We start from the raw sequence: 22,126 nt of genomic DNA on the forward strand, positions 1-22,126 counted from the left end.
ACAAACAAATGGGTCCAGATGAAGTAAGTCATTATAAAAGGCTTAATTTTGAACTCAATGTATATTTCAATAAAATAAAGAGCTGATGTTAAGACCTTGGAAGACCATTTTTAATATTTCGTTTCATTCCGATCAAACTTTGGTAGAACAAATAACCGAAGTGATCCGAAAAGAAATCAGTTACGGAAGACTCGAAAGAGGAACGCCTTTGCCTGGTACCAGAATCCTAGCCGAAGACATTGGAGTAAACCGAAAAACCGTTGTTTTTGCCTACGAAGCCTTAATCGAAGAAGGATGGCTAGAAAGCAAATACAAATCAGGAACATACATATCTGCCCATTTACCACAAATACAAAAACAGCAACCTACAATTCCAAAAAAGGAAGCTACTTTCGAACACATTCAGCACCAACCATTTTACCTTACTGACCGTGCACTAGAAGGAAGTCGCATTGTTTTTAATGAAGGCGCTCCCGATACCCGACTTGTTCCGCTTAAAGAATTATCTAGAGCATACAAACGCATCTTTCAACGCAAAGGAAAATGGGGTTTACTTGGTTATAGTAGCGAAAAAGGAGATTATAAACTACGTGAAATGCTCTCCATAATGCTTTCTAGAGACAGAGGTCTTCATACAAATCCAGAAACTATATGTGTAACCCGAGGAAGCCAAATGGCACTATATCTGGTTGCAAAAGTGCTTATCACAACTGGTGATACTGTCGTAGTCGAGAATCCCTCCTATTATGCCGTGCAAAAGATATTTCGCGAAACAGGCGCTATTTTAAAAACGGTCGAAATAGACAAAGACGGAATCAACGTTGATGAACTTGAAGACTTATGTCGTAAAACAAAAATCAAAGCCGTATATGTTACGCCACATCACCAATTCCCTACTACGATTACGATGAAAGCGGGACGACGAATCAAATTACTTGAACTATCCTTAAAATATAATTTCGCCATAATCGAAGATGATTATGACCATGAATACCATTTTGGAGCAGGAAATAAATTGGCTTTGGCCAGTAATGAAAAATCAGACAATGTAATCTACATTAGCTCCTTAAGCAAACTCATTGCTCCAGCAATACGTGTCGGTTACGTTACAGGCCCCATAGCTTTCATGCAATCACTTGTAAACCTACGCATTCAAATTGACCGTCAAGGCGATACTATTCTCGAACATGCCATTGCCGAATTAATGGAAGATGGAACCTTAAAAAGACATGCACGCAGAGTTGTTGCTATTTACAAAGAAAGACGTGATTTAATGGAAGCCTGTTTAGATGAAAATTTTGGAAATGCTATTAGTTTTCAGAAACCTACAGGAGGACTCGCTTTTTGGATAAAATTTAATGAACCAATAGACCTAACGCACTATATAACGCAGCTAGAAAAGAAAGGAATTCAGATTGTTCCTCCAGGAAGTTTTTATTTAGATAATCAACCTAAAAATTCCTTAAGACTTGGTTATGGATCCCTAAATAAAGAAGAACTTACAGAAGGATTAAAAATTATGGGAACTGTTTATAAGGAATTAAAACTCTAACTATTTTCAATTACAGTTCCCTCCATCATCTCCTATTCGATCGCAATAATGGATTTTAAATCCTTTATCAAAATAATTGCTATTTCTTAAATAACTTATCATTTAGTTCAGTTATACTTAGGTAAATAGCTTTTTATTTAAAATTTTAACAATCTTAAACTTTCATCGAATATATTAAATTATGTACATTTGCAATACAAAACCTACACTGTTATTTGTTTCCTAAAAAAAAACAAGTACTAAATCATTAAAAAACAAACAAATAGACCAATTACTATATGTTCCTTACAATTCATAAGTTAAACCTCAATCCCTTTTTTACAATTCGTAATAAAAAACTACATAAAAACGCTGCATTTATCTGATAGGCCAGCATATACTGAATAAAAAAATCAACTTCGATAATTCAAAATTTCAGTTAGGGAATATAACACAACATTAAATTGAAAATGTTAAAAGCTGAAGCAAAACATAGTGCTTTTCCTCAATTTATTTAAACATAAAAATTTAAAAAGTATAGTTATTCCTATCTGCTTTTACCCCATAAAACATGACCGAATCAAACAAAACATACACCATTGACCTTCGTTTTCAAGAAATAAAACTTCCTCCTTTTCAAGATATACTTGTAGTTGCAAAAAATGCTGTTCTAGGTAAAATTGGACTCTCAAAATCATTCGAATTATTAGTTCCAAATAGCTTTGAAACTATTAATGTTGACGATAAAAATATTGAAACTGTTTTTGTCAACAAAAATATACTTACTCTAATTGATAAGGAAAAACTAATACCCATTTTAGAGAAAAATGTATTCCCATTTGTATCAGAAGGGAAACTTATAAGTGTCGATTTAAAAATAGATCTTTCTGTAAAAAATATAGTCCTAAAGGATTTTAATCTATGAGCATAACATCATTTGTAAATTACGATTATGCTACTCTAGATGCCTATGCAGGTGTCGTAAGTGCAAGACGAAGCGAATCTATAGAAAAAGGCATTATTGTAATGGAAGAAAATGAAGCCATCGGTATTCTTACCTCTTCTGATCTAGCAAAAAAACAGCATTTAATTATTATAGATTGCCTCACCAAGAAACCTGTTGTTTACAAAACCGATGAAATTACCGATGTGCTTAAAATCATGGACAGCAGCGGTCAAAATGTTTTAATGGTATACGATAACGAAACCTTTATGGGGACAATTTCGAAAAATGACATCATCAATCATTTAAACTCCAGCCTTAACATTCAAAAACAAACCATGCAATGGGCTGCTCATGATCTAAAAAATCCTATTGCCTCTATCAGGATGATAAGCGACATTCTTCGAATCAACCTCAAACATATCGAAGACAAAAAGTTAATTGATTATTTAAACCAAAGTTGTGACTTTGCCTTTAAAATTATCGAAGATGTGCTAATCACTGAGGAAGTCACAGAGGAAGCTGTTTCTTATACACTAGAAAATTTTGATTTCCTAATTGAAGAGTCCATTACTTATTTTTCTAGAGAGCTTGAACAAAAACAAATTACTTTAATAAAAGATCTTAATTTCGGTGAAACTATTAAAATTGATCGCTCTAAATTTGAAAGGGTGATTCATAACTTATTATCTAATAGTCTTAAATTTACTCATGAAAATGGAACTATTGAAATTGCTACTGCTACAGAAAACAACAAACTAAAACTAGTTGTTAAAGACAACGGAATTGGCGTCCCTAAAAATTTACAAGAACACATATTCGACAAATTTACTCAAGCCAAACGAACTGGAATTGCTGGCGAGCACACCACAGGGCTAGGTATGTATCTTACCAAACAAATTGTTGAAATGCATAATGGTTCTATAAAAATAGAAAGCGACGGAAAATCTGGTACCGCCTTCTCTATTTTCTTGAATTTAATTTAATTTTTTTTTTTGGGAGGGGTGTGTTTTTAGGCTGGGGCATAATAGCATTCAAAAACTCCCTCATTACAATCTGATTCACAAGGGCAAGCAATTAGTAAAGTCGGGTAAAAAACAGTATTCAAGACTTGAAAAAATACTGATGAAATATTTTGTTTTATGCTTTAGGGGATGATAAAGAAGCTTTTTGCAAGGAAAACTTAATACAATTCAAAAAAGAGATTTGATGTAATTATGCTAATTATATCTCAGCTATTGTATTAAATAATATATCGAATCTTATAAATTAAAAAGAATGTCTCCTAAAAAATATTAAGAAAAAACGTAAACTGATGGTATGTATATACCGTTTTAAGAAAGAGTAAACAAATACAACTTTATGGAATTACTTATGTTAGTTATATATCTAAACTAATTTTTAACAAAATTAGTTAGTAAAAAAAAAATAGCACAAAAGAATTTTTAAAAAGCTGTACGATGAATATTCATCAATTTAAAAAAAACAACAAAACATTGTTTCGAATGTTGATTAAAACTTTTTAATCTTGGAATTAAAAGAGTCCCTGAAAGAAAATCTGACTGAGATTTTGTCCATAGTGGAAAATAAATGAGTATAATTCAAAAAGTTTTAACAAAAAAGGAAACTCTACAAACGAATTTAAAAACTTAAAGATGCGCAAACACACCTTTAAGTTTATTTTCTGTTTTTTTACATATTCATCTAAATAAGAAAATACAAAAAGTATAATTCACTATTGTCAAATTTGCCCACCAACACCCTTAAATTTTTCTACAAAAGCACTGATTCTCTGGAATACGCTTTGCTTTTTAGTCAAATACTGAGGATTTAAAGGACTCATTTTAGGTAAAATAGTATTTAGTTCTGTACCGTTTTCATTCGCAAATTCACGCTTTAAAGATGCTGCAATATATCGTTTTGCTTCTTCCTCATTTAAGTTTTCATCCATAATTAACTCTGAAGCCTCTTTTTTCTGTTTTTCCTGAGCATATTCGAAGAATAAATCTATAACATTCGCTTTATCTTGAATGCTACCAAGGTCTGTTTCATTTATAAAATCTACAACTAGGTTTTCTTTTGCTCTGTTGCCGATACTTGCACGAATTACCCTGCGAATTTCTTCTATTAAGGTAGCTTTGTCTTTATTTTTTTTATTATGTTCAAAAATCAATTCAAGAATATAATCAAGGTTAATTTCTTGTGACTTTAGTAGGTCAATTTCAAAAACTACATCGTCCCAGTCGATTGTGGATTCTTCTGATTCTTTGCCAGTTTTTTCTCGCCTTAACCAATCACGTATATCATTATAAGTTGAGCGATAATCTTGGATCATTCGTTCCGGCAACAAGCTTATCTCTTGCATTATTGCTATATCTTCGTCTGTAACAAAGTAGGTTTCTTTAAATATTTCAAGAGCTTCAGCATCATTTACATCTATTGCTTGAAGTGCTTTAAGATTCGTGAATTCATCATAATTCTGAAGGATGTTTTCCACTCGCAAGTACTCCCCGAATAATTTTGTGAACTCTTTTTTATCTTTTTCTGTTACAATTTCATCAGGTTTCGGGAACTTATTATTTAAGTCTTTTACAACATCCTTAAAACCTCTACGTGCTTCCCCATTGGTAATATCCGTAAAGCCCTCTAAATATTCTTTGTAACTCTTTTCGAGCACTACATTTTTAGTATTTATGTCTCCAAATAAAGTTATTGCATCAACAGTAGCTGTTTCTAAATCTCTGAAAGTAATAATATTTCCAAAAGTTTTTGTGGCATCATAAATACGGTTGGTACGCGAAAATGCTTGCATCAACCCATGATAGCGTAAATTTTTATCTACGAACAGCGTATTAAGCGTAGGTGCATCAAACCCTGTTAAGAACATCCCTACTACAATAACTAGGTCAACTTCTTTACTCTTTACACGTTTAGCAAGGTCGCGATAATAGTTTTGGAACTCTTTACTCTCCACGCCATAACTGGTTTTGAACATGGCGTTATAATCACTGATAGCTTCCGTTAAAAATTCTTTTGCACTACTATCCATGGCTGATGGTTCAAAATTTTCGTCAGGTATTTCACCAATGGCACTTTGTTCTTCGTTGGCTGCAAACGAAAATATCGTTGCAATTCTCAAAGGCTTTTCGCTTTCTTTTTGAAGACGATTTAATTCCTTATAGTAACATTTAGCACCATCAACACTACTTACCGCAAACATGGCATTAAAACCTTTGTTGCCTCCTTGATTTCTATGTGTCTTTATTCTAAAATTATTCAGAATATATTGAGAAATTTCTTTGATACGACCAGGATGCAAAAATGCTTTTTTGTTTTCAGCAACACTTAGTTTTTTCTCGTCTTTTTCTGTTTCAATACCCTTAAACTTAGGACGAACATTATTGTAATCTACTTTAAATTTTAATACTTTTTCATCCCTAATTGCATCAGTAATTACATAAGAGTGTAATTCACGACCAAATACACTGGCAGTCGTTTCAGCGCCTAGGGCATTTTTAACAAAAATAGGCGTGCCTGTAAAACCAAATTGATAGAATTTTTTAAACTTTTTATTAAGGTTCTTTTGTGCTTCTCCAAACTGAGAGCGATGTGCTTCATCAAAAATAAAAATCACTTGTTTTTGATAAATAGCTAAATCATTCTCGGTTTTCATCAGATTGTTCAGTTTCTGAATAGTCGTAACGATAATCTTATTGTCATCTTTCTCAATATTCCGCTTTAAACCTGCGGTACTATCGGAACCATTGACACTATCAGGAGAAAAGCGTTGGTATTCTTTCATGGTTTGAAAGTCCAAATCTTTACGGTCAACCACAAAGAAAACTTTGTCAATGAAATCCAATTCTGTAGCTAAACGAGCCGCTTTAAAACTGGTCAATGTTTTCCCCGAGCCTGTAGTGTGCCAAATGTAACCACCACTTTCTACTTTAGACCAATTTTTAGCTTGATATGAACTTGAAATTTTCCATAACATTCTTTCTGTTGCTGCAATTTGATAAGGTCTCATTATAAGCAATGTATCACTTGTATCAAAAACCGAATACGTGAGCAACACATGTAACAAAGTGTCTCTTTGAAAAAAGGTAGTTGTAAAATCTTTAAGGTCTTTAATTAATGTATTATCTGCTTTTGCCCAGTTCATGGTAAAGTCAAAGCTGTTTTTGTTTCGCTCAACGGTGTTTGCAAAATAGCGGCTGTCCGTTCCGTTGGAAATTACAAAAATCTGTAAGTATTTGAAAAGAGAATTTGTACTGTTAAGACTCTCTTTTGTATAGCGATGCACTTGGTTGAACGCCTCACGAATAGCTACACCACGTTTTTTTAGTTCTACTTGAACCAAAGGCAAGCCGTTAACTAAAATTGTAACATCATAACGATTAGCATGCGTTCCTTTTTGTTCAAATTGTTTAATTACCTGTACTTTATTACGCGCAATATTGTTTTTATCTACTAAATAAATGTTTTGGATATGACCATCATCAAAAACAAAATCATAGATGTAATTTTCATGAATTTTTCTTGTTTTTTCAACAAGATTATCACTCGGTTTATCTAAATACTCTTCCACAAAACGAGCCCATTCGCTATCTGAAAACACCATGTTATTAAGAGCTTGCAATTGTACTCTCACATTAGCTAACATGGCTTCAATAGAAGTTAGATTAGGATTTTCGTACCCTTGATTGATTAAGTCTTGGATAAATTCTTTTTCAAGAGCGGCTTCCGTTTGATAAACTGCAGGTGGCTCATTAACTTCTGAATATTTGGTGTATTTGTCTAAAACAATGAAATTGTTTGATTCTGCGATGGTCTTATACTGTGTCATCTTCTTCTATAACATTTGGGTTAATAGTTGACTTGAATCCATACCTTCTTTTTACTTCTTCAACCAAAAAGCTCAATACTCTCTTATCATTTTCTTCAATAATTGCTATTTCTTCTCCATGATGTTTAGAATGACTGGAGAGATTTATTATTCGTTTGTAATACGCTTCACGTGATTCTTCGGGCAAAAGATCTTCCCATTTATTGTGTCCCAAAAAGGTAGAAGTTTTTTCTAATATATTACGAAGAAAGTTAAAATGAAACTTTTTTATATCATTTGGTGATCCTATAGCTTTTTCTAATTCAGATAAAAGAAATAAATGATAGGAGAACGGTGAGTCGCTTGCTAACTCACCTATTGAAAAAGTACCATCGTCCAGTTTTTCTAAACGCCATTTTGTTGTGTTTTTTACTCTGTTAAATTCATTAAATAATACATTATAGAATAATGGATTATGAGTGGTGATAATGAATTTTAATTCCGATTTACTAGACTTAATTAACTCAGCTATATTTACAGCCAGCTCAATTAAGTGTGTATCATCGAGTGAACTTACAGGATCATCAATAAATACATAATCCAAATTATTAAATAGCCCACCTAAGTTTTTGAGTTTTCCCCGTGCTGTGCTCAATTCAATATTAGCCACTTCCGTTTCATTTCTCAATATGTCTGCTTTTTTAACATCCCCTTTGTTTCCGCTTTTTTTAGCTAAATTTTCCGCTTTTTTTGTGTCTTTGCTTTTTGATTCAGCTATTACTACCAATGATTTTATTTCTTCTTGAGCCTCCCCTAATGGGATTAATGCCTCTATGGCTTCCTTTAGTAAACTATAAAACATACTCCAAATAAAACAGCTTTCTTCCCCTTTAGAAATTTTTACAGATTCTGAGGGCTCATCATTTCCACGTTCAAATGAAAAACGCACTTCAGAGTAAGCAGGAATCGTTACATCCCTATTGTCTTGATTCTTAAAAGTGTATTCCTCATTAAAAGTAGGTGTTAATTTATCACTAGTATAACGCTTAAAATGAGCTGCTATATTTGGTTCTTGTCCTTGATCCTGAAGTATCCAATTGGTATATGTATTAGGCTGAATTTTCAATTTTAGTAAATCGTTATCCCAATAAAACAAATCTTCAGTAAATGCATTGTAGTACATTATCTTGATTCCTGTTTCCTCTTCGTCAGTTTCTGGATTTTTTTGAGCGATCAATTCTTTGAACTCACGTGACAAACGTGTTTTACCAGTACCATTAAACGCATAAATCAACTGCACTTTTTTATTGGCAACTATAAGAGATTGTGCTATTTCAGTTAATGACTGTGCCATATTATTCTTCTAAATTGTCTTTTGGAAATGTTAGTAACATATCTCTATAATACTCATATTGTTTTTTTCTTAACTCTATTTCTTTTGGCAAACCTTCACTTATAGAATTAGTTAAAATGTCAAATTTATCTAAAATGGCTACTATTCGTTCTTGTTCCTCATTAGAAGGCACTGGAATTATTGCTTTACCTAAACCTTTTGCATTAATAGCTGAAATTTTACCGGACGAAATATGCTTTTTAATTTGATCATGGAATTGTTTGGTACGTGTAAAATAAGCAACAAACTTAGGATTCAATATAGTTTTATATGAAAAACATGCATCGTGAACAACTACCCCTTCGTCACCTAACCATGCCGTTCCCATTCCAATATCTTCGATTGTTTCACCTGCTGCTACTATGACAACATCGCCTTTTTCGGCAAGCCTTAATCCTCTATCGTTAACCAACTTTTCACTAACAAAAGAAATAGTCTCATCCGTCCACGTACCATAATGCGTATACATTTCACCATAATGAATCGTAGGCACTCCTTTACTGATTAAATCTGTTTTTACAAAACGCTTACCTCTTTGAAACTGTCCAATATTTTCATCCCCCATTGGTAAATGTTGAACTTCATTTTCATTAAAGTTGAATAATTTCTCTCTATAGTAACTATACTGTTGTTTACGTGATGTAAGTTCTGATGTAAGTTCTGATGTAAGTTCTGATGTAAGTTCTGCAAAAGAATCAAGAATTGCAACAATTTTTTGTTGAATTTCGAGTGATTTTTTAGGGTTATCTGGGCATGGAATAGGTATTCTTTTTTTTGAATAATTACTAATCCATTGTCTTTTGTGATCACCATCAACCAATTCACTAGGTAAAGTATTCAACCAATAGTAGATATATTTTAATGATGCTTTAGATTCATCTTTAGATGTAATCATCTTCATCGCTGATGACTTAGCCTTGAAGTCAATGTCAACCCACTTATTAGCTGTTGTAAAATCATCAAAAATTATAACAGGCTGTTCTGATGCTTTATAAATACCTTCCGTTTCATTAGTATATCCGAGAATAAAAGTTTTACCAGCAGTCAAAACAGGAGTTAGAAAATTATCATTGTAATTTTTTGAACTCACTAAATATTTCGTTGGCTGCTCATAGTTAGTAAAATCTCCCAAAGGTTTCCATTCCACCGCAACGTCTTCTAATAATTTATCTAAAAAACTCATTCTCTAATCTCATTTATAAGTCCTTCAATATCAATACGTAACTTGTCTATTTTTTTTACGGTTTTTGCTACTTTGTTGTTTAATTCGGTAATGTTAATCTTCTCTCGATTGTCTTTTGGTTGCACATACGAACTAACCGATAAATTATAATCGTTTTTAGCAATTTTAGTATTATCGATAGATTTTGCAACATGTTCTACATCTGCTTTGCTATCAAATAACTCCATTATTTTTTCAATATGTACATCGGTCATCATATTGTTATTAGTTACCTTCTTGAAGAAATCTTCACCACTGGCATCAATAAACTGTGTGGTAGTATCGGTCTTGTGTTTTGAAAGTACCAGAAGAGTTACCGCTATAGAAGTTCCGTAAAACAAATTGGGTGCTACAGCGATTATGGTTTCTACATAGTTATTATCCACTAGGTACTTTCTTATCTTTTGTTCTGCACCACCACGGTAAAAAATACCTGGGAAACAAACGATGGCTGCTCTTCCTTTACTGGAAAGATAACTCAAGGCATGCAGTACAAATGCAAAATCTGCTTTTGATTTAGGCGCTAGCACACCAGCTGGAGCAAAACGGTCATCATTTATAAGTGTTGGATCATCATCTCCAACCCATTTTACCGAATAAGGCGGATTGGATACAATGGCATCAAATGGTTTATCATCAATAAAGTGAGGGTGATGAAGTGTATCTCCTAAAGCTATATTAAACTTGTCGTAGTTGACGTTATGTAAAAACATGTTCATACGAGCCAAGTTATACGTAGTATGATTTATTTCTTGTCCAAAAAAGCCTTCTTCAATGATATGGTCATCAAAGTGTTTTTTTGCTTGAAGTAATAAAGAACCAGAACCTGCAGCTGGGTCATAAATTTTATTTACTTTTTCTTGTTTGTGCATTGCCAATTGTGCAATAAGCTTAGATACGTGTACAGGTGTAAAAAACTCACCGCCTGATTTACCAGCATTGGCTGCATAATTGCCAATAAGGATTTCATATGCATCACCAAAAAGGTCAATATGATTGTCTTCAAAATTCCCGAAATTTAGTTCCTCAACACCTTTCAAGACAGAAGCTAAACGACTGTTTTTGCTTTCAACGGTGTTACCTAATCGCGTACTGGTTGTGTCAAAATCAGCAAACAACCCCTTTATATCTTCTTCCGATGGATACCCATTTGCAGAACTTTCAATTGCTGTAAAAATGGCTTTTAAATCGGTATTAAGGTTTGGATTAGTATTAGCCGTTTTAGCAATATTTACAAAAAGTTGACTAGGATAGATAAAATATCCTTTTGTTTTAATTGCATCATCTTTTATATCAGGTGTAATAACATCATCTGATAAGTTAGCGTAATCAATGCTGTCATCACCAGCCTCTATATAATTCGTAAAGTTCTCGCTAATATAGCGATAGAAGAGTGTTCCTAATACAAATTGTTTGAAATCCCATCCATCTACAGCCCCACGAACCTCGTTGGCTATTTTCCAAATTTTAGCTAGTAATTCTGCTCTTTGTGCTGTACTTGTCATTATTTTTTATATATTCATTTCTAATAGCTTATTTTTATTTTTTCCTTTAGTAATATTTATTCTAACCTTTGGTAGAATCACTCATAATTATAATACTGCTATATATTTGCAAATCTACCGTAATAATTGAATATGCGAATAAAAACCTAACAAAAAGTTAGGTACTGTTTTTTGATTAATTAGTTTAGTAAATTCTTCGGTAGCTTTATAATTTGCTTCTCCCTCAACACTGATCTTTTAATGTTTATTTTAACATTTTTTTTTAATCTTAAAATAAAAGTTATACTTTTAGATACGACAGAACTGCAAAGTTAAGAATACTAAATGCACTCGTAACTTTACCTACACTTCTATTAGCACATTCAACATTAGTAACAAAACTCAAATCAAAAGGATATGAAAGGCCCGGAATTTTTGAAATATATAAATCCCGTTTTAACCACACTTCAATCAAACGGAGGTGCTGGAAATTCATCAGACGTAATCGAACAAATAATAGATAAATTAGGCATTACAGAAACTGAATTAGAAGAAACTACTTCAAGTGGTCAATCACGAATTAGAAATCAAATCCAATGGGCAAGATTTTATTTATTCAAAGCTGGATTAATTGATAATACTCAAAGGGGAATTTGGCGATTAACTAAAGAAGGTTTAGATAAAAAACTGAGCCACAATGATGATGTTTATGACTTATTTAAGAGGGTTCAAGATAGTGTTAAAAAAACTTCTTCTTCAAAATCACAAAAAGCTCAACCGAAATTTGAAGACATAGCGACCGAAGATGAAGAACATTCAATCGACTTGATTAACATTATACAAAACCTTACTCCAAGCGGATTTGAAAAACTTTGCAAACGTTTATTAACTGAAATCGGGATTAACGAAATAGTAATAACAGGTGGTTCTGGCGATAAAGGAATTGATGGAAAGGGAATCGTAAAACTTAATGATGTTGTTGGTTTAAATATTGTTTTTCAATGTAAACGCTATAAAGAAACTGTTTCCCCACACCATGTCCGTGATTTCCGCGGTGCAATGCAAGGACGTGGTGAAAAAGGACTTATAATAACTACAGGACGTTTTACAAAAGAAGCAAAAAGTGAAGCAAAAAGTGAAGCAAATCGTGATGGAGTCACACCAATTGAGTTGATAGATGGCGACAGACTTGTTGAACTTTTTGAAAAATATCAACTTGGCTTAAAGCCTGTTACAGTTTTCGAAATTGACCAAGAATTTTTCAAGAGCTTTAATTAAAAAAAGCAATCTAAAATTAGACAAATCCCTTTTACATCCTTACTAATTGCTAAAAAAACATCAATTAAACTAAACAACAAACACTCTAAAATCCAATAAAAAAGATAGTTGTAAAGCTATCTTTTTTTGTTTGCTCCAAAAGGCTATCTTTGCGCGAACTTTTTTAGGAACTACTATAAAAATGTAGGGACTAATTGAGTTACTTATTTTTAAACAATAAAAAACTGATTTTCAGTTACAAATCTCCATGAATTACTTATCTGTAGAAAATATATCCAAGTCATTTGGTGAAAGAACCTTATTTGACAACATCTCTTTTGGAATCAATAAGGACCAAAAAATTGCTTTCATTGCCAAAAATGGCTCTGGAAAAACAACTATTATGAGTATTATCAATGGTTTGGAAGAACCAGATACAGGTCAGGTAGTTTTAAGAAAAGGAATCAGAATGGCTTTTCTTTCGCAAAACAACAACTTACAAGACGAACTAACTATCGAAGAAAGCATTTTTGCTTCTGATAATGAAACGCTAAAAGTTATTGAAGCTTACGAAAAAGCATTAGAAAATCCAGAAGACGAAGAAGCATATCAAAAAGCTTTTGACGGAATGGACCAACACAATGCTTGGGATTTTGAAACGCAATACAAGCAGATTCTTTTTAAACTGAAACTAGAGAACTTTAAACTAAAAGTAAAAAGTCTTTCTGGAGGTCAGAAAAAACGTTTATCATTAGCAATTATACTAATCAATCGTCCTGATTTATTAATTCTGGATGAGCCTACCAATCACTTGGATCTTGAAATGATCGAATGGTTAGAAAGTTATTTTGCTAAAGAAAATATTACTTTATTCATGGTAACGCACGACCGTTTCTTCTTAGAGCGTGTTTGTAATGAAATCATTGAATTAGACAATGGTAAATTATACCAATACAAAGGAAATTACTCTTACTATTTAGAGAAAAAAGAAGAGCGAATCGCCTCAGAAAATTCTAGTGTTGATAAAGCACAAAACTTATTCGTAAAAGAATTAGAATGGATGCGTCGCCAACCAAAAGCGAGAACAACCAAATCTAAATCTCGTCAGGATGACTTTTATTTAATTAAAGAAAAAGCACAAAGTCGCCGTCGCGAAAACAAAGTCGAGCTTGAAATTAATATGGAGCGTATGGGAAGCAAGATTATCGAGCTTCACAAAATTTCTAAAAAATTCAAAGACCACGTTATCTTAGATAACTTCAGTTTCGATTTCCAACGTGGAGAACGTATCGGAATTATTGGTAAAAACGGAACTGGAAAATCGACTTTCCTTAATTTATTGACTGGAACTCTTCCGTTAGATTCTGGAAAAGTTATTGTTGGTGAAACAATCAAAATAGGATATTACACTCAAAGTGGAATCAATCCAAAACCGGGACAACGTGTAATCGATGTTATTAAAGAATACGGAGAATACATTCCGTTGATGAAAGGAAAAATCATTTCTGCTTCACAATTATTGGAGCGTTTCCTTTTTGATGCAAAAAAACAATATGACTTTGTTGATAGATTAAGTGGTGGTGAATTAAAACGTTTGTATTTATGTACCGTTTTGATTCAGAATCCAAACTTCCTTATTCTGGATGAACCTACAAACGATTTAGATATCGTTACGTTAAACGTACTAGAAAGCTTCCTTTTGGATTACCCTGGATGCTTGTTAGTGGTTTCGCATGACCGTTACTTTATGGATAAAATTGTAGATCACTTGTTCATTTTTAGAGGACAAGGTGTTGTTGAAGATTTCCCTGGAAACTACTCTGATTTTAGAGCTTACGAAGACAGTGCTGATGTAGCTCAAAAGGAAGAAAACAAAGCCGAAAAGAAAGATTGGAAGCAAAATAATCCAACTGGAAACCTTACTTTCAACGAGCAAAAAGAATATCAAAAACTAGAAAGAGAAATCAAAGACCTAGAAATTGATAAAACCAAAATTGAGCAATTATTCTCTGATGGAAAAGTAGCCGATGCCGACATCGAGAAAAAAGCTAATGAACTACAGAATATCATCAATAAAATAGACCAAAAAGAAGAACGCTGGTTTGAGCTTTCTGCTAAGATTGAAGGGTAATTATTAGTTTTCAGTTTTCAGTCGCAGTGTTAAGTTTACAGTCGCAGTGTTCAGTATTCAGTCTCAGTCGCGGTTTTCAGTCTCTGTTTGTGGTTAGCCTCAGTTTGCAGTCGCAATGTCATCCTGAGCGGAGTCGAAGGATAGTCACAGTTTACAGTCACATTTTACAGTCACATTTTACAGTCTCAGTGTCATCCTGAGCGGAGTCGAAGGACAGTCGCAGTTTGCGATGACAATTTCGGACAAACAACTGAAGTTTCTTAACTTATATAAAAAACAAAAGCCATAACGGAGTAAAATCTTGTTGTGGCTTTTTTTACACATTCTTTTTTCTAGTATTATTTGAAAGTTTTATCTTATATTTAATTTTACTTATAATAATAAATATATGGATTTCAAAGAATTATTGGCTTATAAAAAATCGTTTCAGCTGGCAATGGAAATATTCGAACTATCTAAATCATTTCCACCTGAAGAAAAATATTCTCTTACTGATCCGATACGTCGTTCCTCTAGAAGTGTATCTGCAAATATCTCTGAATCCTATCGAAAAAGAAGATATACAAATCATTTTATAAGCAAACTTACTGATAGTGATGCTGAAAACTCAGAAACAAATGTATGGTTGCAATTCTGTTTACAATGTAAATACATAAACAAAGAAACCTTTGACACCTTAAATGACAGAAACATCGAAATTGGAAAACTAATTAATTATATGATTAATAATCCAACCAAATTTGGATGCAAAATATAGTATTCAATCGTAGTAACTGCAAACAGAGATTATCCTTCGACTCCGCTTAGAATGATATTGAGAGTAAAGGCTACAATTGAGACTAAGTACTATAAGTTAATAACTAAACACTGAAAATGTCCTTCGACTCCGCTCAGGATGACATTGCGACTGTAAACTGAGACTAACCACAAGCCAAAACTGAAAACTGAGACTGCGACTGAATACTGAATACCGCGACTGTAAACTAAATAACCGCAAACCAAAACTGAAAACTGAGACTGAGACTGAGACTGAGACTGAGACTGAAAACTAATAACTGCAAACCGAGACCAATTTCACTATATTTGCGCCATTAAAAAACCAATTTTCATGAAACACCTTATCACTGCCCTATTAGCTTTGACACTTTTTGTCTCTTGCGCTAAGAAAAAAACAGAAACTGCTGATGCAAGTATTGACTATGTCGCTAAAAACGAGCAAGACATTAAAGACTATATAACAAAAAACAAACTAGATGCACACAGAAGTGAATCAGGTTTGTACTATGTAATCAACGAACCTGGAACAGGAACACAGCCAACAGCATCGTCTAATGTAACTGTAGCTTATAAAGGTTCTTTTATTGATGGTAAAGTATTTGACGAAAGTAGTGAAGGAATTTCTTTCGGGTTAAACCAAGTAATAAAAGGATGGACAGAAGGTATTCCTTATTTCAAAACAGGAGGCACAGGAATTCTTTTAGTTCCAGCACATTTAGGATACGGAAATAACGATTACAGCTCAATCCCTGGAGGTTCAGTGCTTATCTTTGATATTAAATTAATTTCAGTAAACTAGGTTTTGAACAAAGAGTAAACATCTAAAAAGTTCAATCAAAATAATAAAACCCGAATACATGTTTAAGTGTATTCGGGTTTTGATGTTTTTTATCATAACTAAAAAAGACAAACTGCACTTTTTTTAGCACACAATCTTGTCAACCCTGACAAAGGAAGGGTCTCATAAAGGAACTCGACATAGATTGAAGAACTAATTACGGAGATTCTTCGTTCCTCAGAAAGACAAAATTGGCGAACTAGATTGGAGTTCTTTCGCAAAGATTCACAAAGAGAAGACGCTAAATTTCTTGAAACCAAGACTGAAAACTGAAAACTAAAAATCACCACAAACCAAGACTGCGACTGAAAACCGCGACTGAAAACTAATAACTGTAAACCAAGACTGCAAACTGAAGCAAACTGCGACTGCAACTAATAACCGTAAACTAAAAAATCACCACGGAATCGGATTATAATCTTTCAAGAATTTTCCACACCAATGTTTACCCGTGTTAATTCCGTCGAATAGAGGGTCCATAACCCTTGCAGCGCCATCGACAATATCTAGTGGAGGTTGAAAATCTTCAAGCTCTTGTTTCTTTTTAGCCAATTCGGCAGGATCTTCGTCGGTAACCCAACCCGTATCTACAGCATTCATAAAAATACCGTGTTTAGCCAAGGTACCCGATGAAGTATGCGTCAACATGTTAAGAGCAGCCTTAGCCATATTAGTATGCGGATGGCGATCTTCTTTAAAAAAGCGATGAAATTTACCTTCCATAGCCGAAACATTAATAATGTGTTTTTGTCCAGTATTATCTTTCTTCATCACTTCCGAAAGACGATTACATAATACAAAAGGCGCAACCGAATTGACCAACTGAACTTCAATCATTTCAGTAGTTTCGATCTGTCCCAATCGCAAACGCCAACTATTAGTTTTTCTTAAATCTACCTGTTGTAAATCGGCATCAAGTTCCCCTTCAGGAAAAACCTCATTTGCTACAAGCGCATTATCAAAAGAATAAGGAATCTGAGATAATTTAGCCGAAGCACGCAATCCGATTCCAGGCTCAGGACCGTGCCAAGTTACCGGCATATTTTGATTAGAAGAAGCTCCCGAAGTCAATACCTTCAATTCATCCAAACAATTGGTATGATCCAATAGTAATTCTTGTGCTTGCTTAGGCAAAGTACTTATGGCACGCTCTTCGTTTTCCATTAAATGAGTGTAGAATCCAGCCGGACGTCGCACTGTTTGCGCAGCATTATTAATTAGAATATCCAATCGCTCGTACTTTTGCTCTATAAAATTGCAGAAAATCTCCACACTAGGAATATGTCTCAAATCCAATCCGTGAATTTTTAAACGATGTCCCCAGTCCATAAAATCATCTTCTTTCGAAAATCGCAACGCAGAATCAACAGGAAAACGAGTAGTTGCAATAACAGTAGCACCGCCACGCAAAAGCATTAAAGTAATATGATATCCAATTTTTAAACGAGAACCTGTTATAACAGCCACTTGCCCTTTTACATCAGCCGTTTGAAAACGTTTAGCATAATTAAAATCACCACAATCGGTACACATTGTATCGTAAAAGTGATGCATTTTAGTAAATCCCGTTTTACATACGTAGCAATTTCTAGGCGTTTCTAATTCTAATTGCTCCTTATTAGCAAGATCTGTATAAGCCAATAATTTTGGCGCAACAAAAATACTTGCTTCACGAGCATATCGAATTCCGGTTTCTTTACGAGCCGTTTTATCTTTCTTTTCCTTTTTACGCTTGGTCGCTTCTTTTCCGTCTTTAACTCTTCGAGAAAACTCATCTCTATCCGGTCTAGAAAACATACCTGCTTCTTTAAGCAAAGCAATTCTTTGTTCTTTGGGAATATCAAATATTTGATCAGTATCGGTGTTTAATTGAGCTAAAACAGCAATACATCGGTCTATTTCTTCCGAAGTTATCGTATTCTTAATTTCTATTTCTTCCTTCGTCATCATAAAAAAACCTATTGGTTAAAGCTCGCAAATATAGTCTTTTATTATAGTCCTAAAGTCAAAAGTCGTAAAGTCATAAAGTATCATCTTTTGACTTTAAACTTTTGACCTTCGACTTTCAGACCTCATGTCTTTATGACTTTTTCGTATCTTCGCACCTACATTGCAACCGTCATTATGTTATTTCAAATAAAATCCTACTTCAAATTCCTTTGGAACTCTAAAAACGAGCACGCTGTGCATTCGCCTTTTGTATTTAACTTACTAACGAAATGTTTTTATGACAGAAAGACAAAACCAGAATACGCCATTTTAAGCGCTTATCGTAAATCATTTTTACAAAACCAGAATACAATCGAAGTAACCGATTTTGATGCAGGATCTAAAGTTTTTAAAAGCAATAAAAGACAAATTTCAAAGATTGCCAAGACAGCTGGAATTTCTGCTAAAAGAGCCCAATTATTATTCCGAGTTGTTGCGTATTTTAAACCTGATACTATTCTAGAAATTGGAACATCATTAGGACTAGCTACCTCTGCCCTAGCCTTAGGGAATCCAAAAGCAAAAGTAATAACACTCGAAGGTTGTCCTGAAACTGCCACAGTTGCCCAAAAAGGATTACAAGTGTTTAATTGTGATAATGTAGAATCGGTTGTAACCGAATTTGAGAATTATTTCAAAGATCTTGAGAGCGAACTGAAAACTACGACTCAAAACTTTAACTTGGTTTACTTTGATGGAAATCATTCTAAAAAAGAAACTTTAGCTTATTTTGATTTTTTACTTCCAACAATTACAAACGATACGGTTTGGATTTTTAATGCTATTCATTCGTCTTCAGAAATGGAAGAGAGTTGGGAAACAATAAAAAACCATCCAAGAGTAAAAGTTACTATTGATACGTTTCAATGGGGATTCGTGTTTTTTAGATATGAGCAAGAAATAGAACATTTTATAATTAGGGCATAAAAAAAGTGACAGCCATTACAGACTGCCGCTTTTGCTCAAAATTCAAATTCAACCTAATCCTATATATAAATACTTAATTAATCTACTCTTTTGCTTTTGCTGTTTCTTCAGATTTTGCTCCCATTCTATTTAAGGTATACATTGGTGCAAATTTCAATTTCAATCCAGCAATTTTTCTATTATCTTCAGACGAAAGTCCTTCTTTTTCAACCGTATTTTTACGACTATCAAGAGCCTCATACATCATTTTAATCTTATCCCAGTCTTCTCGAGAATAACTGTCTTTATTATTTTCTACAGTATGTACAAATTGTTGGTAAACACCATGAATATTTTTGGCGTTTACCCAATCAAAATTCATATCCTCTCCTATTTTACCTTCTCCGAATAAAGCATCACGCATTTTTTGCATTTTGGTTGGCGCATTAAGAGCGGCCATTTCTGCTTTAAAAGCTTCATATTTAGCCTTACTTGATTCTAATCTTTCTTGCGCTTTTGTATTCTCTTTTAAATCTGCCAAAGCCATTTCAGCTTTTTCTGCACGAATTGCATATCCTTCTTCAATTGTTTTCCAATTGGCTTTAACATTTTCTGCAGTTACATTTTTTATTGAGTCTACATATACTACGTAAGAATCAATAGTTTTTTCAGCTTGTGCTGCTTTTTCATCTTTGCATGAGGTAAATCCCATGGCAACAAACGCTAGTCCGAATAATAATTGTGTATTTTTCATAATTTCGATTTGTTAATGTTATATCCCAAATGTAACACTATTTTTAAACAAAATTAAATATTTATCAAAAAATTAAGATTATTTATAAATTAAAATTATTAAAAATTAAAAAATATGATAATTATGTAAATTTTAAATACAATTATATAAAACACTTAAGATTATTAAAAAAAGGGTGTAATTAATTCATTCTATTTCGCAACTTACACTAATAGACCTGTAACAAAAATGTATTTTAAACTACTTATGATTAATTCAAAAGTGTTTTGTACTTTTAAAATCTAGAAATTGTAAATCAACAATCATAAACATCAATGGCAAATCCATTAATTAAAATAACCAATATTAAACGAAATTTTGTACTTGGAAACGAAATTGTTTATGTCTTAAAGGGAATTGATTTAGAAATAAATAAAGGAGAATATGTTGCATTAATGGGCCCATCTGGTTCAGGAAAATCAACATTAATGAATTTATTAGGATGTTTAGACACACCTACCTCTGGAAGCTATATCTTAAACGGAAAAGATGTAAGCCAGATGAAAGATGATGAATTAGCGGAAATTAGAAATAAAGAAATCGGTTTTGTTTTCCAAACATTTAACCTTCTGCCAAGAACCACTGCCTTAGACAATGTAGCTTTACCCATGATTTATGCGGGATACTCAAAATCGGAACGAATTGCACGTGCTACCGAAGTATTGAAACAAGTAAATCTTGACGACAGAATGGATCACCAGCCCAATCAGCTTTCGGGAGGGCAGCGCCAACGTGTAGCAATCGCAAGAGCATTGGTTAACAAACCATCGATTATTCTTGCCGATGAACCAACTGGAAATTTAGATAGTAAAACCTCTGTTGAAATCATGAAGCTATTTGGAGATATCCATGCCAATGGCAACACCGTAATTCTAGTAACCCACGAAGAAGATATTGCTGCCTATGCGCATCGTGTGATTCGCTTGCGTGATGGACTTATTGAAAGTGATACAAAAACAATAAAATAGGTTAATTATTTAATCAAATAAAAACAAAACTTAGTATCTAAGCACCTTAGAAACTCAGCCCCTCAAAAAAAATGAAAGTATATACTAAAACAGGAGACAAAGGAACTACTGCCCTTTTTGGTGGTACCCGCGTTCCTAAAGACCATATCCGTATTGATAGTTACGGAACTGTTGACGAACTCAATTCATATATAGGTCTTATACGAGATCAGGAAATGAATGCACATTACAAGACAATTCTAATCGAAATTCAAGATCGCTTATTTACCGTAGGAGCAATTTTAGCTACTCCTGTAGAGAAAGAAGTCTTAAAAAACGGTGAATTGCGCCTTAAAAATCTAGGAATTGTACCTACTGACATCGAATTACTTGAAAATGAAATCGATGCCATGGAAGAAGCGCTTCCGCAAATGACTCACTTTGTATTACCAGGAGGACACCAAACTGTGTCATATTGTCACATTGCCCGTTGTGTTTGTCGTCGTGCAGAACGATTGGCAGTACATCTAAGTCATAATGAGACTGTTCCAGAAATAGCAATACAATACTTAAACCGACTTTCTGACTACCTTTTTGTCTTGGCACGAAAGTTGTCTTCTGACTTAAAAGCGGAGGAAGTTAAATGGATTCCGAGAAAGTAATCTGCTGCAGTTTTTAATATTCTCACCTGTAAACTGTAACAGATAATTGAATACTAAAAGAGACGTTCTTAAATTTTACTAAAATAAATCGTTTTTTACTTGTCTTTCTCAGTAAAAAAATTATTTTTGCACAAACTAAATTGACAAAACATGTATTGGACATTAGAATTAGCTTCATATTTAAGTGATGCACCGTGGCCTGCTAACAAAGACGAACTTATAGACTACGCTATTAGAGCTGGAGCTCCATTAGAAGTAGTAGAAAACCTACAGTCAATTGAAGACGAAGGTGAGATATATGAATCAATGGAAGAAATATGGCCAGATTATCCAACAGACGAAGATTATCTTTGGAATGAGGATGAATATTAAAGAGTAACCCAAAGAAAAAGTCTCAAAAAAAGAGGCTTTTTTTTTGTTTAAATTTA

17 protein-coding genes are annotated in these 22,126 nt (G+C 33.4%); 11 read left to right on the top strand and 6 right to left on the bottom strand.

What is annotated here, in order from left to right; genetic code table 11:
- The first annotated feature begins 85 nt into the window (after positions 1-85).
- From pdxR to QWY99_RS14210, 3 genes are all read left to right on the top strand, one after another.
- Positions 86-1,552 carry a MocR-like pyridoxine biosynthesis transcription factor PdxR gene (gene pdxR, locus QWY99_RS14200; protein ID WP_290266178.1) on the top strand — a complete coding sequence of 489 codons (1,467 nt, stop codon included), beginning with the start codon at positions 86-88 and terminating at the stop codon, positions 1,550-1,552.
- A 550-nt stretch (positions 1,553-2,102) separates the two neighbouring features.
- Positions 2,103-2,456, top strand: a complete 354-nt coding sequence (locus QWY99_RS14205) for a hypothetical protein (RefSeq protein WP_290266179.1) — start codon at positions 2,103-2,105, stop codon at positions 2,454-2,456.
- Positions 2,453-3,460, top strand: a complete 1,008-nt coding sequence (locus QWY99_RS14210) for an ATP-binding protein (protein WP_290266180.1) — start codon at positions 2,453-2,455, stop codon at positions 3,458-3,460. The genes QWY99_RS14205 and QWY99_RS14210 overlap by 4 nt, the downstream gene beginning before the upstream one ends.
- A gap of 755 nt (positions 3,461-4,215) precedes the next feature.
- Here QWY99_RS14210 and QWY99_RS14215 read toward each other — a convergent pair.
- Genes QWY99_RS14215 through QWY99_RS14230 form a run of 4 tightly spaced genes read right to left on the bottom strand, consistent with a single transcriptional unit; the run spans position 4,216 to position 11,419 of the window.
- A complete protein-coding gene (locus QWY99_RS14215; RefSeq protein WP_290266182.1) occupies positions 4,216-7,320 on the bottom strand; it encodes a type I restriction endonuclease subunit R in 3,105 nt (1,034 codons plus the stop codon).
- A complete protein-coding gene (locus QWY99_RS14220) occupies positions 7,307-8,653 on the bottom strand; it encodes an AAA family ATPase (RefSeq protein WP_290266183.1) in 1,347 nt (448 codons plus the stop codon). Before QWY99_RS14220 ends, QWY99_RS14215 begins: the two co-directional genes overlap by 14 nt.
- A 1-nt stretch (position 8,654) precedes the next feature.
- Positions 8,655-9,875: a restriction endonuclease subunit S gene (locus QWY99_RS14225; protein ID WP_290266185.1), complete on the bottom strand. Its 1,221-nt coding sequence runs from the start codon at positions 9,873-9,875 to the stop codon at positions 8,655-8,657.
- Complete coding sequence (locus QWY99_RS14230) at positions 9,872-11,419, bottom strand: type I restriction-modification system subunit M (RefSeq protein ID WP_290266186.1); 1,548 nt, start codon at positions 11,417-11,419, stop codon at positions 9,872-9,874. Before QWY99_RS14230 ends, QWY99_RS14225 begins: the two co-directional genes overlap by 4 nt.
- Positions 11,420-11,815: 396 nt before the next feature.
- On the opposite strand from QWY99_RS14230, the gene QWY99_RS14235 reads away from it, so the two are divergent.
- The 4 genes from QWY99_RS14235 to QWY99_RS14250 all read left to right on the top strand — a co-directional run bounded on the left by QWY99_RS14235 (position 11,816) and on the right by QWY99_RS14250 (position 16,362).
- Positions 11,816-12,676, top strand: a complete 861-nt coding sequence (locus tag QWY99_RS14235; protein ID WP_290266188.1) for a restriction endonuclease — start codon at positions 11,816-11,818, stop codon at positions 12,674-12,676.
- A gap of 247 nt (positions 12,677-12,923) precedes the next feature.
- Positions 12,924-14,786: an ABC-F family ATP-binding cassette domain-containing protein gene (locus tag QWY99_RS14240; protein WP_290266189.1), complete on the top strand. Its 1,863-nt coding sequence runs from the start codon at positions 12,924-12,926 to the stop codon at positions 14,784-14,786.
- Positions 14,787-15,174: 388 nt separating this feature from the next.
- Complete coding sequence (locus QWY99_RS14245; RefSeq protein WP_290266190.1) at positions 15,175-15,543, top strand: four helix bundle protein; 369 nt, start codon at positions 15,175-15,177, stop codon at positions 15,541-15,543.
- 351 nt (positions 15,544-15,894) lie between these two features.
- Positions 15,895-16,362 (top strand): FKBP-type peptidyl-prolyl cis-trans isomerase, encoded by a 468-nt coding sequence (locus tag QWY99_RS14250; RefSeq protein ID WP_290266191.1) that lies wholly within the window; start codon positions 15,895-15,897, stop codon positions 16,360-16,362.
- A gap of 435 nt (positions 16,363-16,797) precedes the next feature.
- On the opposite strand, the gene QWY99_RS14255 is transcribed toward QWY99_RS14250, so the two are convergent.
- Positions 16,798-18,348 carry an SDR family NAD(P)-dependent oxidoreductase gene (locus tag QWY99_RS14255; protein ID WP_290268229.1) on the bottom strand — a complete coding sequence of 517 codons (1,551 nt, stop codon included), beginning with the start codon at positions 18,346-18,348 and terminating at the stop codon, positions 16,798-16,800.
- Positions 18,349-18,525: 177 nt separating this feature from the next.
- Here QWY99_RS14255 and QWY99_RS14260 point away from each other — a divergent pair, with 177 nt between their 5' ends.
- Positions 18,526-19,317 (top strand): O-methyltransferase, encoded by a 792-nt coding sequence (locus QWY99_RS14260; protein WP_290266194.1) that lies wholly within the window; start codon positions 18,526-18,528, stop codon positions 19,315-19,317.
- An 82-nt stretch (positions 19,318-19,399) separates the two neighbouring features.
- Here the strand turns inward: QWY99_RS14260 and QWY99_RS14265 are convergent, their stop codons facing one another.
- On the bottom strand, positions 19,400-20,050 hold the full coding sequence (locus QWY99_RS14265) for a DUF6565 domain-containing protein (RefSeq protein WP_290266196.1): 651 nt from the start codon (positions 20,048-20,050) through the stop codon (positions 19,400-19,402).
- A gap of 314 nt (positions 20,051-20,364) precedes the next feature.
- Between QWY99_RS14265 and QWY99_RS14270 the strand changes: the two genes are divergently transcribed.
- The 3 genes from QWY99_RS14270 (at position 20,365) to QWY99_RS14280 (ending at position 22,070) form a co-directional block, all read left to right on the top strand.
- Positions 20,365-21,057, top strand: a complete 693-nt coding sequence (locus QWY99_RS14270; RefSeq protein WP_290266198.1) for an ABC transporter ATP-binding protein — start codon at positions 20,365-20,367, stop codon at positions 21,055-21,057.
- A 71-nt stretch (positions 21,058-21,128) separates the two neighbouring features.
- The gene (locus tag QWY99_RS14275) at positions 21,129-21,698 is read left to right on the top strand and encodes a cob(I)yrinic acid a,c-diamide adenosyltransferase (protein ID WP_290266199.1); all 570 of its coding nucleotides are present in this window, start codon (positions 21,129-21,131) and stop codon (positions 21,696-21,698) included.
- A 150-nt stretch (positions 21,699-21,848) separates the two neighbouring features.
- Entirely contained in the window at positions 21,849-22,070 is a 222-nt protein-coding gene (locus QWY99_RS14280) for a DUF2795 domain-containing protein (protein WP_007138072.1), read from the top strand.
- Positions 22,071-22,126 lie beyond the last annotated feature (56 nt).

Origin of the sequence: Flavobacterium branchiarum (assembly GCF_030409845.1) — a bacterium.
GTDB lineage: Bacteria > Bacteroidota > Bacteroidia > Flavobacteriales > Flavobacteriaceae > Flavobacterium > Flavobacterium branchiarum.

Excerpts from the sequence above, each read along its gene's own strand:
- QWY99_RS14245 (WP_290266190.1), top strand. The coding sequence starts at position 15,175 with ATGGATTTCAAAGAATTATTGGCTTATAAAAAATCGTTTCAGCTGGCA.
- QWY99_RS14230 (WP_290266186.1), bottom strand. The coding sequence starts at position 11,419 with ATGACAAGTACAGCACAAAGAGCAGAATTACTAGCTAAAATTTGGAAA.
- QWY99_RS14255 (WP_290268229.1), bottom strand. The coding sequence starts at position 18,348 with ATGACGAAGGAAGAAATAGAAATTAAGAATACGATAACTTCGGAAGAA.
- QWY99_RS14270 (WP_290266198.1), top strand. The coding sequence starts at position 20,365 with ATGGCAAATCCATTAATTAAAATAACCAATATTAAACGAAATTTTGTA.
- QWY99_RS14215 (WP_290266182.1), bottom strand. The coding sequence starts at position 7,320 with ATGACACAGTATAAGACCATCGCAGAATCAAACAATTTCATTGTTTTA.
- QWY99_RS14265 (WP_290266196.1), bottom strand. The coding sequence starts at position 20,050 with ATGAAAAATACACAATTATTATTCGGACTAGCGTTTGTTGCCATGGGA.
- QWY99_RS14260 (WP_290266194.1), top strand. The coding sequence starts at position 18,526 with ATGTTATTTCAAATAAAATCCTACTTCAAATTCCTTTGGAACTCTAAA.
- QWY99_RS14235 (WP_290266188.1), top strand. The coding sequence starts at position 11,816 with ATGAAAGGCCCGGAATTTTTGAAATATATAAATCCCGTTTTAACCACA.
- QWY99_RS14250 (WP_290266191.1), top strand. The coding sequence starts at position 15,895 with ATGAAACACCTTATCACTGCCCTATTAGCTTTGACACTTTTTGTCTCT.
- QWY99_RS14240 (WP_290266189.1), top strand. The coding sequence starts at position 12,924 with ATGAATTACTTATCTGTAGAAAATATATCCAAGTCATTTGGTGAAAGA.
- QWY99_RS14225 (WP_290266185.1), bottom strand. The coding sequence starts at position 9,875 with ATGAGTTTTTTAGATAAATTATTAGAAGACGTTGCGGTGGAATGGAAA.
- QWY99_RS14205 (WP_290266179.1), top strand. The coding sequence starts at position 2,103 with ATGACCGAATCAAACAAAACATACACCATTGACCTTCGTTTTCAAGAA.
- pdxR (WP_290266178.1), top strand. The coding sequence starts at position 86 with ATGTTAAGACCTTGGAAGACCATTTTTAATATTTCGTTTCATTCCGAT.
- QWY99_RS14220 (WP_290266183.1), bottom strand. The coding sequence starts at position 8,653 with ATGGCACAGTCATTAACTGAAATAGCACAATCTCTTATAGTTGCCAAT.
- QWY99_RS14275 (WP_290266199.1), top strand. The coding sequence starts at position 21,129 with ATGAAAGTATATACTAAAACAGGAGACAAAGGAACTACTGCCCTTTTT.
- QWY99_RS14280 (WP_007138072.1), top strand. The coding sequence starts at position 21,849 with ATGTATTGGACATTAGAATTAGCTTCATATTTAAGTGATGCACCGTGG.
- QWY99_RS14210 (WP_290266180.1), top strand. The coding sequence starts at position 2,453 with ATGAGCATAACATCATTTGTAAATTACGATTATGCTACTCTAGATGCC.